Raw genomic sequence first — 13,833 nt, 5'->3', positions numbered from 1 at the left:
GACGTCCGGACAGTGAGATGATGTGTTCGTCAGTCGAGACGAGCCGGTAAGGTACCGCCCATGGAGTCGCGTAACATCCGCTTGGCTGTCATCCCCGGTGACGGCATCGGCACCGAGGTCGTCGCAGAAGGACTCAAGGTCCTGGAGGCGGTGGGCACGAAGATCGAGCCCACCCACTATGACCTGGGCGCCGCACGCTATCACCGCACCGGCGAGACGTTGCCCGACTCGGTGCTCCAGGAGCTGCGCGGCTACGACGCCATCCTGCTCGGCGCCGTCGGTGACCCCAGCGTGCCGCCCGGCATCCTGGAGCGCGACCTGCTGCTTCGGCTGCGGTTCGAGTTCGACCACTACGTCAACCTGCGTCCGGTCAAGCTGTTCCCCGGCGTGCGCACCCCGCTGGCCGACACGCCGCCCGAGAACATCGACATGATCGTCGTCCGCGAGGGCACCGAGGGCCTCTACGCCGGCACCGGCGGCGCCATGCGGCGCGGCACCCCGCACGAGATCGCCACCCAGGAGTCGCTCAACACCGCCTACGGCGTCGAGCGCGTGGTGCGCTACGCCTTCGACAAGGCGCAGTCGCGCCCTCGCAAGAAGCTCACGCTCGTCCACAAGACGAACGTCCTCACCTACGCGGGCGACCTGTGGCAGCGTACGGTCAACCGCGTGGCCGCCGAATACCCCGAGGTCAGCGTCGACTACTCCCACATCGACGCCGCCTCGATGTTCTTCGTCACCCAGCCCGAGCGCTTCGACGTGGTGGTCACCGACAACCTCTTCGGCGACATCATCACCGACCTCGGCGCCGCCATCGCGGGCGGCATCGGCCTGGCCGCCAGCGGCAACATCAACCCCACCGGCGCCGCGCCCAGCATGTTCGAGCCCGTCCACGGCAGTGCGCCCGACATCGCCGGCCAGGGCAAGGCCGACCCGACCGCGACCATCCTGTCCGTCGCCATGCTCCTCGACCACCTCGGCCTGAGCGCCGAGGCGGCCAAGGTGGAGCAGGCCGTCGCCGCCGACATCGCGGCGCGTGCTGAGGGTGCCGCCCCGCGCAGCACGCAGCAGATCGGCGACGACATCACCGCGCGAGTAGCCGGCTAGGGTCGCCTAGCCGATTCACGAGCGCCCGGCGGCCCTAGGAGGACTGCCGGGCGCTTTTTGGTGTCCCCAGCACCAGGGGGAAAGTGCGCTTAATGCACCATTGACCCCTTGCCATCCCATATAGCGAGACAATAGGAAGGACGGACTGCCTTCCGGCGCGGCCGCCCTGCGGCGGCCGCGCAGAACCGCAGCCGGCGGGCAGTTCCGTTAGATTTCGGTAGATCGCAGAGAGAAGGATCGTCGTCATGACCGTCGCTCAGAAGCTCAGCTTCGACGTGCAGCTATCCGACCACGCTCGCACCGCGGCCGAGCGGGAGCAGGTACTGGCGAACCCGGGTTTCGGGCAGATCTTCACCGATCACATGGTCTCGATCGACTACACCGAGGGCCGGGGCTGGCACGACGCGCGGCTCACGCCGTACGGGCCGCTCACCCTCGACCCCGCCACTGCGGTCTTCCACTACGCCCAAGAACTGTTCGAGGGCCTCAAGGCGTACCGGCAGGCGGGCGGCTCGATCGTGATGTTCCGCCCGTACGCCAACGCCCGCCGCTTCAACCGCTCGGCCCAGCGCATGGCCATGCCCGAGCTGCCGGAGGAGACGTTCGTCGAGTCGCTCGAGCTGCTCGTCGACACCGACAAAGAGTGGGTGCCCACCACCGAGGGGCACAGCCTCTACCTGCGCCCCTTCATGATCGCCACGCAGGTCGGGCTGGGCGTCAACTGGCCGTCGAAGACCTACCGGTACATGGTCATCGCCTCGCCCGCGGCCTCCTACTTCACCGGCGGCATCAAGCCCGTCTCCGTCTGGCTGTCCACCGAGTACACCAGGGCCGCGCCCGGCGGCACCGGCTTCGCCAAGTGCGGCGGCAACTACGCCGCGGCCTTCGTGGCGCAGCGGCAGGCCGTCGAGAACGGCTGCGACCAGGTCGTCTGGCTCGACGCGCACGAGCACCGCTACGTCGAGGAGATGGGCGGGATGAACCTGTTCTTCGTCATCGGCGGCAAGCTCGTCACCCCCGCGCTCACCGGCACGCTGCTGCCCGGCATCACCCGTGACTCGATCCTCCAGCTCGCCGGCGACCTCGGCCTGGAGACCGAGGAGCGGCTGATCAGCGTGGACGAGTGGCAGGCCGGCTGCGAGAGCGGCGAGCTGACCGAGGTGTTCGCCTGCGGCACCGCGGCCGTGGTGACGCCGGTCGGCTCGGTCAAGGGCGCCGACCGCTCCTGGACGGTCGGCGACGGCACCCCTGGCCCGATCACCATGCGGGTGCGCGAGGAGCTGGTCGGCATCCAGTACGGCGCCCGCCCCGACACCCACAACTGGATCCACAAGATCGCCTGAACCCCCGGCGGCGGGCGCGGCCGGCGAGCACCGAGCCCGGCGAGGTGGCGGGGCCGGCCAGGGCGACGTCTCCGCGTGCGGCGTCAGGTGTCGAGGTTGGCCAGGTAGGCGGCGTTCCCCCGCTCACCGGCCACCGCGCCCGGCGGCACCAGCGCCTCGAGCCGCCGCACCGTCTCCTCATCGAGGAAGACGTCGGCGGCCGCGGCGTTGGACCGCGCGTTCTCCGCCCGGCGGGTCCCCGGGATCGGCACGGTCCCGCGGCGCACGAGCCAGGCCAGCGCGAGCTGCGCCACCGGCAGCTCCAGCTCGGCCGCGAAGCCCGCCACGGCGTCGGTCAGCTCCACGTTGCGGTCCACGTTGCCCTCGGCGAAGCGCGGGTTGCCCCTGCGCCAGTCGCCGTCCTCCAGCGAGTCCCGGCCGCGGATCGCGCCGCCGAGCAGGCCGCGCCCGAGCGGGCTGTAGGCGACGAACCCCACACCCAGCTCGTCGCAGGCCGGGATGACGTCCTGCTCCGGGTAGCGGTGGAACAGCGAGTACTCGCTCTGCAGGGCGGTGACCTGATGGACGGCGCAGGCGCGGCGCAGCGTCCGCGCCGACACCTCCGACAGGCCGATGTAGCGGATCGACCCTGCCTGCACCAGCTCGGCCAGCGCGCCCATCGTCTCCTCGATCGGCGTCGTGGGGTCGAGCCTGTGCAGATAGTACAGATCCACATGATCGGTACGGAGGCGGTCGAGGCTGGCCTCCAGCGCCCTGCGTACGTACTCGGGCCGGCCCATGCCCGGCACCAGCCTGCCCTGCTCGTCGGAGTTGCCGCCGAACTTCGTGGCCAGCACCACCTCGTCCCGCCGGCCCCGCAGCACCCGCCCGATCAGGGTCTCGCTGTGCCCGGCGCCGTAGATGTCGGCGGTGTCGACGAACGTGACGCCCGCATCCAGGGCGGCCAGGAGCGCCTGCGTGGCCTCAGGCTCGCTCACGTCGCCGTAGACCCTGGGCGCCAGCGTCATCGCGCCGAAGCCCAGCGCCGAGACCGCCGGCCCGTCGCGGCCGAGTGTCACGTACCGCATGATCCCCCCTTGCACACCTGCCGTGTCCCCTGAGGACGACCCCTGAGAACCACACTGCCCGCCGCGCCGACCGGCTACGCGTGTGATGGGCGTTGTCACCGCTTCCGGTAGGGTCTGCGCGATCGAATAAAGGTGAGAGTGGGCTCATGAGGAAGCGGTTGATGGCGGTAGCGGCGGCCTTCGCGGCGATCGCCGTACTCGGGGTGCTGGCCTTCGCCCGGCCCGGCGTGTCGTCCGACGGGGTGGAGCTGACCAGGCAGGCGGACGGCTCGATGATCCTGGCGGACCTGGGCAGCGACGCCCCGGTGCTCGACGTGTTCGAGGATTTCGACTGCCCGGTGTGCAAGGACATGCACAACAGGGTCGACGCGACGATCCAGCGCCTGGCCAGGGAGGGCAAGGTGAAGGTCGTCTTCCACGCGGTGACGATCTTCCGTGACGAGCCGATGCGGTCCAACTCCATCCGTGCCGCCGCGGCCGCGCGCTGCGTGCCGGAGCAGAACTGGCTGGCCTTCAGAGACGCCCTGTACGCCATGCAGCCCGCCCCGCACGGCGTGGCCTCGGGCTTCACGGTGGAGGAGCTCGTGGCGGCGGCGAGGAAGGCGGGCGCCTCGGTGGACGCGTGCGTGGAGTCGCAGACGTACGCGGACGAGCACCTGGCGGAGACGGCCAAGATCCCGCTGGAGGGCACGCCGACCGTGCTGCTCGACGGCCGGATCCTGGGCGGCGAGGTCTTCGACCCGGTCGCGCTGGAGCGTCTGATCACGGACGGTGGCGGCGTCCGGGTGTGACCGTCCCCCTCCCTGCCGTGTCCCAAGGAGTGAGATCGGTGTGCCAGATGGTGAATCCATGTGGCACACTGGACGGCACCATGTTCTACGGTCTGCTCATTATCGGCAGGCGCGCTGGCTGAAACGGGACACCGCCAGCGCGCAGACCTCTCACGTCCGTGAGGGGTCTTTTTGTTTTCCCGGACAACCGACCCTTCGCCCTCGACAGAGAAGCACCCGCAGAGAGAAGAGACTCATGGCCGACGACCGCTTCCACGTCTACGACACGACGCTACGCGACGGCGCACAGCAGGAAGGGCTCAACCTCACCGTCGCCGACAAGCTCGCCGTCGCACGTCACCTGGACAGCCTGGGCGTCGGCTTCATCGAAGGGGGCTGGCCGGGCGCCAACCCCAAGGACACCGAGTTCTTCAGGCGCGCTCGAACAGAGCTGGACCTGAAGCACGCGCAACTCGCCGCGTTCGGCGCGACCCGCCGGGCAGGCGTGAAGGCCGCGGACGACCCTCTGGTGGCCGCCTTGCGCGAATCCGGCGCGCCGGTCGTGACCCTTGTCGCCAAGAGCCACGACCGGCACGTGGAGCTGGCCCTCCGCACGACTCTCCAGGAGAACCTCGCGATGATCCGCGATACGGTCACTCACCTTCGTGCGGAGGGTCAGCGCGTCTTCCTCGACGCCGAGCACTTCTTCGACGGCTACAAGTCCAACCCAGCGTACGCGCTGGAGGTCGTCAGGACCGCCGCCGAAGCCGGGGCCGACGTCATCGCCCTGTGCGACACCAACGGCGGCATGCTGCCCGACGAGCTGGCCGAGATCGTGCACGAGGCCGTGCAGACCAGCGCCAGGGTCGGCATCCACTGCCACGACGACACCGGCTGCGCCGTCGCCAACACCCTGGCCGCGGTCAAGGCGGGCGCCACCCACGTACAGGGCTGCGCCAACGGCTACGGCGAGCGCTCCGGCAACGCCAACCTCTTCACCGTCGTCGCCAACCTCCAGCTCAAGCGCGGCTACGACCTCGTGCCCGAGCAGTCGCTGGCCGAGATGACCCGCATCGCGCACGCCATCACCGAGGTGACCAACGTCACCCCCAACTCCCACGCCCCGTACGTCGGCACCTCCGCCTTCGCCCACAAGGCCGGCCTGCACGCCAGCGCCATCAAGGTCGATCCCAACCTCTACCAGCACATCGACCCGGCCCTGGTCGGCAACGACATGCGCATGCTCGTCTCCGACATGGCCGGTCGCGCCTCCGTCGAGCTGAAGGGCCGCGAGCTGGGCTACGAGCTGACCCCCGACGACACCAAGACGCTCGTCGAGCGGGTCAAGGACCTCGAGGCCCGCGGCTTCACGTTCGAGGCCGCCGACGCCTCCTTCGAGCTGCTGCTGCGCGACACCGTCGAGGGCGAGCGCAAGCGCCACTTCGAGGTCGAGTCGTGGCGGGTCATCGTCGAGCGCACCAAGGGCGGCGAGCTGGTCAGCGAGGCCACCGTCAAGCTCCACGCCAAGGGCGAGCGCATCGTCGCCACCGGCGAGGGCAACGGCCCCGTCAACGCCCTCGACAAGGCCGTACGCCTCGCGCTCGAACGGCTCTACCCCGAGCTGGCCAAGCTGGAGCTGGTCGACTACAAGGTCCGCATCCTGGAGGGCACTCACGGCACCGACGCCGTCACCCGCGTCCTCATCACCTCAAGCGACGACGTCTCCGAATGGGCCACGGTCGGGGTGGCGGAGAACATCATCGACGCCTCCTGGCAGGCGCTGGAGCAGGCGGTCACGTACGGGCTGCTGCGCGCCGGTCACGACTGCTGACCGGCTCTTTCGGCATCGGGCCCCCGCGAAGGGGGCCCGGTCCAACAGCGCCCGATCTCGTAGGGCCCGATCTCGTAGGGCCCGGTCTGGTGGGGCCCGGTCTGGTGGGCCCGGTCTCATAGGGCTCGGTCTCGTCGGTGCTCGGCCTCTAAAGCACCTTGGCCGAGAACGACACCCCGTTCACCTTGACCTTGCCGCCCGAGCACGACACCTTGGGCGCGTCCGTGCCCGGCACGATCACCGTCAGCACCGACTTCGCCGCCGGCGAGACCACCACGTTGGCCCGCTCCTTCGACAGGTACGTCGGCGACACCCAGCCGAGCTTGCCGCCCCGCTCGACCTTCTGCCCGCCGAGCCGGGAGCAGGACGCCGTGAACTGCAGCAGCGTCACCCTGAACTTGCCGTCGCCCAGCACCACCTTGCCGCGCTCCTTCGAGACGAGCTTGAGCGAGGGGGCGAAGCGCCAGATGTTGCGGACCTTCTTGCCGCCCGACGCCGTGTCGTAGACCGCCATCAGGTCGTCGTCGTGGTTCACCAGCACCGACCTGGTCCTGCTCACCCCGTACGCCTTGTCGGTCAGCCGGAACGCCTGGCGGTCGCTGCCGTACGAGGTCTTGACGAGCTTGCTCGCCGTGCGCGGGCGGAACTTGGCGCCCACCACGGTCGGCACGTTGTGCGCCTCGGGGGAGAGCGTCCAGTAGCGGTAGGAGCTCTTCTCGTAGGAGTGGAAGCCGCCGTCCATGAGGATGTCGCGGCCCTGCGCGTAGTAGGTGACGCCCAGGTGGTCCTCGTGGCCGTGCCACTTCATGCCTGGGCCGAACCTGATCGAGTAGTACGCCGACTCGGGCTCGTCCCACTTGGTGCGGCCGAAGACGTAACCGGCCCGGTACGCCTTGACCTTCTGCTTCGGCGTGCCCGTCTCCATCTTGGGCTCGGTCTCCGCGCTGCCGTCGCCGATCGGCACCATGTAGCCGTTGGGCATGGTGGCGTGCGCGATGAAGTCCTTCAGCGCCTCGGCCCGCTTCGAGATCGTGCCGGGCACCTTGCGGCCGCACGCCTTCATATTGCTCATCGCGACCTGGAGGCGGCCGTAGACGTAGACGGCGTAGCGCGGCGCCTGCTCCATCAGCGCGCCCTGCGCGTCCACGTCGAGCTTGACGGTGCCGGTCAGCCGCTTGACGGCCAGGTTCGCCCAGTCCTTACGGCCGTAGCGGCAGCCGATGCCCATGAGCGCGATGTCCTGGTCGATGCCGTGGTTGTGGCCCTTCTTGTACAGCCGCGGGTTCGCCAGGAGCTTGGCATGCACGGCCAGGCTGTCCTTCAGCCAGCTCGCCTTCACATGCCTGCTCAGGCAGAGCAGCGGCTGGGTGCGCAGCGAGACCGGGTGGTCCTTCCACACGTACGAGGGGGTGCCGCGGGCGCCGTACTTGTTGCGCGCCACCCAGTCCTTGGCGATCTCGGTGGCGCGGTCGAGGTAGCGCTGCTCGCCGGTGTTCTCGTACTCCACGACGAGCGTGCCCATCCAGCGCAGCGACTGGAAGACGTACTCCCAGGAGCGGTTGCGGTACGGGCTCGCCGTCCACTTGATCTTCTTGCCCAGCTTGTACGCGGGCAGCCCGACCAGCGAGATCTCGCCCTTCATGACGTCCTCGGCGGTCGGCGTGGCGGGCAGCCAGTCGCCCTGGCACTCGGCGGTGCGGGCCACCTTGTCGCCTGCCGCGCCCCCCGTAGTGCCCCCCGTAGTGTCCGCCGTCGTCGCCGTCTGCGTCGCTGCCTGTGCCGGGCATACCGAGGCACCGAGTACGAGCGTTAAGGCAAGAGGTATCGCGAGCCGGCGCACGCCAGTTCCTTCCAGGGACAAAAAGGTGAGGGCGGGACATGCTTTCGAAACGACGATCATAGGGTCAAGCCGAATGGCCGTTTCGTTAGGTCCCCGATGCCCCGCCACAATCCTCAGCGGCCGGCCGGCAGGGCATGCTGGTCCATGTGAAACTCGACGACCTGGTGATGCCCGACACGCCCGCGTGCCGGGGCGCGCTCGAAGTGGCCACCCGCTACCACACGCCCTCGCTGCTCAACCACTCCATACGTGCCTACCTCTGGGCGGCGGCCTACGCCCAGGACAACGCCATCGCCTTCGACGCGGAGCTGCTGTACGTGGCGGCGATGCTGCACGACATCGGCCTGGCCGCCGAGTACGACAGCCACGCGGTGCCGTACGAGGAGGCCGGCGGGCACGTGGCCTGGGCGTTTTGCGCGGGTGCCGGCTGGTCGCCGGAGCGGCGCGACCGGGTCGCCGAGGTCATCGTCCGGCACATGTGGGACGAGGTGCCCGTGGACGAGGACCCCGAAGGGCACCTGCTCGAACTGTCCACGGGCATGGACATCTCGGGCCGTGACACCGATAGGATCCCGGCCCGCGTGCGCGCGGAGGCGCTGGAGCGCTATCCGAGGCTGGAGATCGCGAAGGAGTTCAGCGTCTGCATCGCCGACCAGGGCGCGCGCAAGCCGTCGAGCTACGCGGCCCGGTTCGTCCGCAACGGCATCGTGGACCGGATCATCCGCAACCCGCTCGACGACTGATCGCAGGCTCCGCCCCCGGCCCTTGGCACTCGCCCCGGCCCTCGGGCCCCGGCTTTCGGCCCGCCCGGCTTTCGGCTCTCGGCGAGGGCCCCAGGGCCGGGCGTTCGCGAGCGAGTGGCCCGGAGCGGGGTGTTCGCGGGCGAGTGGCCCGGGGCCGGGTGTTCGCCGGGCGAGTGGCCCGGGGCCGGGCGTTCGCGGACGAAGGGCCGGGCTACGCCTTGGGGCCCGCGTTCTCGACCACCTCGAAGCTCCACACCTCCGAGCCGGTCGCGGCCGGGCCGCCATGCCCGTGCCCCTGCCCGTGACCATGACCGTGCCCCTGCCCGTGTCCGGCGGCGCCGGCGGGACGCTCGCCGGCGGCCTGGGCGTGGCCGCGCTGGAACGCCTCGCCCTGCTGCCACTTCTGGAAGTCCTCCTCGCTGCGCCAGCGGGTGTAGACGAGGTAGCGGTCGGTGCCGTCGACCGGGCGCAGCAGCTCGAACCACTCGAACCCGTCGGCGGCCTCCACCATCCCGGCCCGGCCGGCGAAGCGGCGTTCGAGCTCCTCGCGCATCTCGGCGGGCACGGTCAGTACGTTGATCTTCACGACGGACATCGCAGGTCCCCTCTCGTCGGCGCACGGCTCAGCGCAGTGACTCAGCCCAGTGACTCAGCGCAGTGACTCAGCAACGACTCAGCGCACGGCACGGTGCGGCGCAGGTGCGGCTCCAGGCTAACGCGGGCCGCCTCCGGTGCCCGGTCAGGCCCCAGCGCGTCGCGCACCCACCGGGGTGGCGGCTCTTTCGCAGCTCAGGGGACGCGACGCGCAGCGAACGCCCGAGGTGGGCGGACCCCTCCGGCGGCGGCGATAGCCTTGACGGGTGCGTATAGCGAGGTTCTCCACAGGCGAAGGCGTCTCGTTCGGCGTGGTCGAGGGCGGTCCAGGCGAGGAGTTCGTCTCCGCGATCTCCGGCCACCCGTTCGGCCAGGTGCAGTTCACCGGCGAGCGGTTCCCGCTCTCCCAGGTGAAGCTGCTGGCCCCGATGCTGCCGAGCAAGGTGGTCGCCATCGGCAGAAACTACGCCGAGCACGCGGCCGAGCTGGGCAACGAGGTGCCCGAAGAGCCGCTCATCTTCATGAAGCCGTCCACCTCGGTGATCGGTCACGGCGAGAACATCGCCTACCCCACGTCGCTGTCCGACCGCGTCGACTATGAGGGCGAGCTGGCCGTCGTCATCGGCAGGCTCTGCCGCGAGGTGCCGGTCGAACGCGTCAAAGACGTCATCTTCGGCTACACGTGCGCCAACGACGTCACGGCCCGCGACCTGCAGAAGAAGGACGTGCAGTTCACCCGGGCCAAGGGCTTCGACACGTTCTGCCCGCTCGGGCCGTGGATCCAGACCGATCTCGACGCGAGCGACCTCGCGCTGACCACCACGGTCAACGGCGAGATCCGGCAGAGCGGCCGTACGAGCCAGCTCATTCACGACATCCCCGCGCTGGTCGCGTACGTCAGCGCGGTCATGACGCTGATCCCCGGCGACGTCATCCTGACCGGCACCCCGGCGGGCGTCGGCCCCCTGCAGATCGGCGACGAGGTCAGCGTCGGCATCGAAGGCATCGGCACACTCACGAACAAGGTGGTCTCCCGTGACTGAAGTACGGGTGCGGTTCGCGCCGTCCCCAACCGGCATGTTTCACGTGGGCGGCGCGCGTACGGCGCTGTTCAACTGGGCGCTGGCCCTGCAGTCGGGCGGCCGGTTCGTGCTGCGCATCGAGGACACCGACGCGTCGAGGAACCGTCCCGAGTGGACGGAGGGCATCATCTCCGCCCTCGACTGGATCGGCATCAACGGATCCAACCCCGCCTTCGAAGGCCCCTACTTCCAGTCGGCGTACGAGCCGCAGCACCGCGAGGCGGTGGCCAAGCTGCTCGCCGACGGCCGCGCCTACTACTGCGACTGCACCCGCGAGACGCTGGTCGCCCGCACCGGCTCCGAGCACCGCGGCTACGACGGCTACTGCCGCGAGCGCGGCCTGACGCAGGGCGCCGTGCGCTTCCGCACCCCCGACGAGGGCGTCACGGTCGTGGAAGACCTCGTACGCGGGAACGTCGAGTTCCCCAACGAGGCGCAGGAGGACTTCGTCATCGCCCGCTCCGACGGCTCGCCCCTCTACGTGCTGGCCAACGCGGTCGATGACATCACCCAGAACATCACCCACGTCGTACGCGGCGAAGAGCACCTCGGCAACGCGGCCAAGCAGATGCTGCTGTGGCCCGCGCTCGGCGCCACCCCGCCGGTCTGGGCCCATCTGCCGGTCATCGTCAACGAGCAGCGCAAGAAGCTGTCCAAGCGCCGCGACAAGGTGGCGCTGGAGAGCTACCGCGACGAGGGCTACCTCGCCGAGGCGATGGTCAACTACCTGATGCTGCTCGGCTGGGGCCCCGGCGACGACCGCGAGATCATGCCGTGGTCGGAGATGGTGCCGCTGTTCCGGCTGGAGAACGTCAACTCCGCCAGCGCGTTCTTCGACGAGAAGAAGCTGCGCGCGTTCAACGGCGAGTACATCAGGGCGCTGCGGCTGGAGACGTTCGAGGAGCGCTGCGCGCCCTTCCTCGACCCGTCGTGGGACCGCGAGCTGTTCAGCAAGGTCGCCGCGCTGGCCCAGACCCGCATCTCGGTGCTGTCGGAGATCCGGCAGAACGTCGACTTCCTCTTCCTCGACGAGCCCGTCTTCGACCAGGCGTCGTGGGACAAGGCGATGAAGAACGCCCCCGAGGAGATCCTCACCGGCTACCTCGAGCGGCTTGAGACCGTGAGCTGGGACCCCGAGTCGCTCAAGCAGGCGCTGGAGGAGGTCGGCGCGGCCCAGGGGCTCAAGCTGGGCAAGGCGCAGGCGCCGGTCCGCGTGGCCGTCACCGGCCGTACGGTCGGCCTGCCGCTGTTCGAGTCGATCGAGGTGCTGGGCCGCGAGCGCACGCAGGAGCGGCTGCGCGCCGCCCTGGCCCGCCTGCGCGGCTGAGCACACCTTTGTCGTAGTACGGCTCTCGTAGTACGGCTCTCGTCGTACGGCCGGTGCGGCGGAACCCCCGCACCGGCCGTGGCGCGTTCTAGACCAGGCCGCGGCGGGCGAGCAGCGGCCCGATGCCGGGCTCGCGCCCGCGGAAGTTCTTGAACGCCGTCAGCGGGTCGAGGCTGCCGCCCCTCGACAGCAGCTCGCGGCGGAAGTGGTCGCCGTTGGCCCGGGTGAGCCCGCCGTTCTCCTTGAACCACTCCACGCTCTCGGCGTCCAGCACCTCGCTCCAGATGTAGGAGTAGTAGCCGGCCGCGTAGCCGCCGGAGAAGATGTGCGCGAAGTAGTTGGTCCGGTAACGCGGCCGGATCAACGGGTACGCGACCCCCGCGGCCTCCAGCGCTGCGGCCTCGAACGCCTCGGGGTCCTCCACGGTCTCGCCGGGCGCGAGCTTGTGCCAGGCCCAGTCGAGCAGCGTGGCGGCCAGGTATTCGACGGTCTTGAAGCCCTGGTTGAAGGTCTCGGCCGCCTTCAGCTTCTCGACCAGCTCGGCCGGCATCGGCTCGCCCGTCTCGTGGTGCTTGGCGTAGTTGGCCAGCACCTCGGGCCAGGTCGCCCACATCTCGTTGACCTGCGACGGGTACTCGACGAAGTCGCGCGGCACCTTGGTGCCCGACACGCGGGGGTAGCGCACCTGCGAGAACAGCCCGTGCAGCGCGTGGCCGAACTCGTGGAAGGCGGTGGTCACCTCGTCGTACGTCAGCAGCGTCGGCCCCGAGGCCGGCTTGGTGACGTTGAGGTTGTTCATCACGACCGGCTTCGTGCCGAACAGGAACGACTGGTCCACCAGGTTGTTCATCCACGCGCCGCCGCGCTTGTTCGGCCGGGCGTACGGGTCGAGCACGAACAGGCCGAGCGGGCTGCCGTCCTCGTTCGACACCTCGAACACGGTCACGTCGGGGTGGTAGCCGCCGAGGTCGGGCCGCTCGGTGAAGGTGATGCCGTACAGCTTGGTCGCCGCGAAGAACACGCCGTCGCGGTAGACGCGGTTGAGCTCGAAGTACGGCCGCATGGCCGCGTCGTCGAAGTCGTAGCGGGCCTGGCGCACCTTCTCGGTGTAGTACGGCCAGTCCCACGGCTCGATCGGGAACCCGGCCTGCTCCGCCAGCGCCTCGGCCTCCTTCTTCGCGTTGCGCATGGCCGGGCCGACGAGCTGGCCGAGCATCTCCTCGACCGCTTCGACGGTCTTGGCGGTCTGGTCGGCGACCACGTACGCGGCGTGGTTGGGGAAGCCGAGCAGCGCCGCCCGCTCGGCCCGCAGCGCCGCCATCTTGGCCGCGATCGCGAAGTTGCCGGGGGCGCGGCCGACGCTCAGCTCGTACAGGCGGCGGCGCACGTCACGGTCGGTGAGCTGGGACAGGCCCGGCTGGGCGGTGAAGTTCAGCAGCGGCAGGACGTACGTGCCGTCGTCCTTCCGCAGCGATTCGATCTTGGCCTCGTCGAACCCGTCCAGCTCCTTGGGGTCGGTCACGACCAGGGCCGACTCCGTAGTGGCCTTGAGCAGGCTCTGCGCGAACTCGGTGGACAGCCGCGACAGCTCCTCGTTGAGCTCGCGCAGGCGCTCCTGCTGGGGCTCCGACAGGTCGGCGCCGGCCCTGATGAAGTCCTGGCGGTACTTCTCCAGCAGCCACGACTCCTCGGGGTCGTCGGTGGTGACCTGCTTGATGCGCTCCCACAGCCGCCTGTTGAGCAGGATCGCGTCGCTGTGCCGGGTCAGCTGCGGGGAGATCTGCTTCTCGATCTCCATGATGCCGTCCGTGGTGTTGGACGAGGCGACGCTGAAGAAGACCGTGGTCGTGCGGTCGAGGATCCTGCCCGACCGTTCGAGCGCGGTGATCGTGTTCTCGAACGTCGGCGGCTCGCTGCTGCCGGCGATGGCTTCGACCTCCTCGAGCTGCTCCGCCATGCCGCGCTCGAAGGCGGGCAGGTAGTGCTCTTCCCGGATCTCGGCGAAGGGCGGCAGCTCGTAGGGCAGATCGCTTGGGGCGAAGAACGGATTCTCGGCCAACGCTTGGGCTCCTCCACGTGGTGTTTTGTCCCCTTCAGCTTGGCACGTCCGGGGGTCCGGTGGGGCAGCG

11 protein-coding genes are annotated in these 13,833 nt (G+C 69.6%); 7 read left to right on the top strand and 4 right to left on the bottom strand.

The genetic code is table 11. The features are described 5' to 3' along the window. Positions 1-60 precede the first annotated feature (60 nt). Complete coding sequence (locus tag AB0K67_RS15065; RefSeq protein ID WP_364058983.1) at positions 61-1,107, top strand: 3-isopropylmalate dehydrogenase; 1,047 nt, start codon at positions 61-63, stop codon at positions 1,105-1,107. Between the two features lie 245 nt (positions 1,108-1,352). Then, on the top strand, positions 1,353-2,450 hold the full coding sequence (locus AB0K67_RS15060) for a branched-chain amino acid aminotransferase (protein ID WP_364058980.1): 1,098 nt from the start codon (positions 1,353-1,355) through the stop codon (positions 2,448-2,450). Between the two features lie 83 nt (positions 2,451-2,533). On the opposite strand, the gene AB0K67_RS15055 is transcribed toward AB0K67_RS15060, so the two are convergent. Next, on the bottom strand, positions 2,534-3,517 hold the full coding sequence (locus tag AB0K67_RS15055; RefSeq protein WP_364058977.1) for an aldo/keto reductase: 984 nt from the start codon (positions 3,515-3,517) through the stop codon (positions 2,534-2,536). 146 nt (positions 3,518-3,663) lie between these two features. On the opposite strand from AB0K67_RS15055, the gene AB0K67_RS15050 reads away from it, so the two are divergent. Further along, positions 3,664-4,308, top strand: coding sequence for a thioredoxin domain-containing protein (locus AB0K67_RS15050; protein WP_364058974.1), 645 nt, complete (start codon positions 3,664-3,666; stop codon positions 4,306-4,308). Positions 4,309-4,543: 235 nt separating this feature from the next. Then, positions 4,544-6,118: a citramalate synthase gene (gene cimA, locus AB0K67_RS15045; RefSeq protein WP_364058971.1), complete on the top strand. Its 1,575-nt coding sequence runs from the start codon at positions 4,544-4,546 to the stop codon at positions 6,116-6,118. A gap of 148 nt (positions 6,119-6,266) precedes the next feature. Here the strand turns inward: cimA and AB0K67_RS15040 are convergent, their stop codons facing one another. Beyond that, the gene (locus tag AB0K67_RS15040; protein ID WP_364058968.1) at positions 6,267-7,823 is read right to left on the bottom strand and encodes a heparinase II/III family protein; all 1,557 of its coding nucleotides are present in this window, start codon (positions 7,821-7,823) and stop codon (positions 6,267-6,269) included. Between the two features lie 281 nt (positions 7,824-8,104). Between AB0K67_RS15040 and AB0K67_RS15035 the strand changes: the two genes are divergently transcribed. Continuing rightward, entirely contained in the window at positions 8,105-8,701 is a 597-nt protein-coding gene (locus AB0K67_RS15035; RefSeq protein ID WP_364058965.1) for an HD domain-containing protein, read from the top strand. Between the two features lie 211 nt (positions 8,702-8,912). Here the strand turns inward: AB0K67_RS15035 and AB0K67_RS15030 are convergent, their stop codons facing one another. After that, a complete protein-coding gene (locus AB0K67_RS15030) occupies positions 8,913-9,296 on the bottom strand; it encodes an antibiotic biosynthesis monooxygenase (protein WP_364058962.1) in 384 nt (127 codons plus the stop codon). A 265-nt stretch (positions 9,297-9,561) separates the two neighbouring features. Here AB0K67_RS15030 and AB0K67_RS15025 point away from each other — a divergent pair, with 265 nt between their 5' ends. Both AB0K67_RS15025 and gltX read left to right on the top strand, forming a co-directional pair. After that, positions 9,562-10,338, top strand: a complete 777-nt coding sequence (locus AB0K67_RS15025) for a fumarylacetoacetate hydrolase family protein (protein ID WP_364058959.1) — start codon at positions 9,562-9,564, stop codon at positions 10,336-10,338. Then, entirely contained in the window at positions 10,331-11,704 is a 1,374-nt protein-coding gene (gltX, locus tag AB0K67_RS15020) for a glutamate--tRNA ligase (protein WP_364058956.1), read from the top strand. Before AB0K67_RS15025 ends, gltX begins: the two co-directional genes overlap by 8 nt. Before the next feature lie 88 nt (positions 11,705-11,792). Here the strand turns inward: gltX and AB0K67_RS15015 are convergent, their stop codons facing one another. Further along, entirely contained in the window at positions 11,793-13,763 is a 1,971-nt protein-coding gene (locus AB0K67_RS15015; RefSeq protein WP_364058953.1) for a M3 family metallopeptidase, read from the bottom strand. Positions 13,764-13,833 lie beyond the last annotated feature (70 nt).

The sequence above is a fragment of the Nonomuraea sp. NPDC052634 genome, assembly GCF_040678535.1.
Classification (GTDB): domain Bacteria; phylum Actinomycetota; class Actinomycetes; order Streptosporangiales; family Streptosporangiaceae; genus Nonomuraea; species Nonomuraea fastidiosa.
This window is presented reverse-complemented; position numbering and strand designations above follow the sequence as displayed.

Coding starts and splice junctions, on each gene's coding strand:
- AB0K67_RS15065 (WP_364058983.1), top strand. CDS start 61: ATGGAGTCGCGTAACATCCGCTTGGCTGTCATCCCCGGTGACGGCATC.
- AB0K67_RS15060 (WP_364058980.1), top strand. CDS start 1,353: ATGACCGTCGCTCAGAAGCTCAGCTTCGACGTGCAGCTATCCGACCAC.
- AB0K67_RS15055 (WP_364058977.1), bottom strand. CDS start 3,517: ATGCGGTACGTGACACTCGGCCGCGACGGGCCGGCGGTCTCGGCGCTG.
- AB0K67_RS15050 (WP_364058974.1), top strand. CDS start 3,664: ATGAGGAAGCGGTTGATGGCGGTAGCGGCGGCCTTCGCGGCGATCGCC.
- cimA (WP_364058971.1), top strand. CDS start 4,544: ATGGCCGACGACCGCTTCCACGTCTACGACACGACGCTACGCGACGGC.
- AB0K67_RS15030 (WP_364058962.1), bottom strand. CDS start 9,296: ATGTCCGTCGTGAAGATCAACGTACTGACCGTGCCCGCCGAGATGCGC.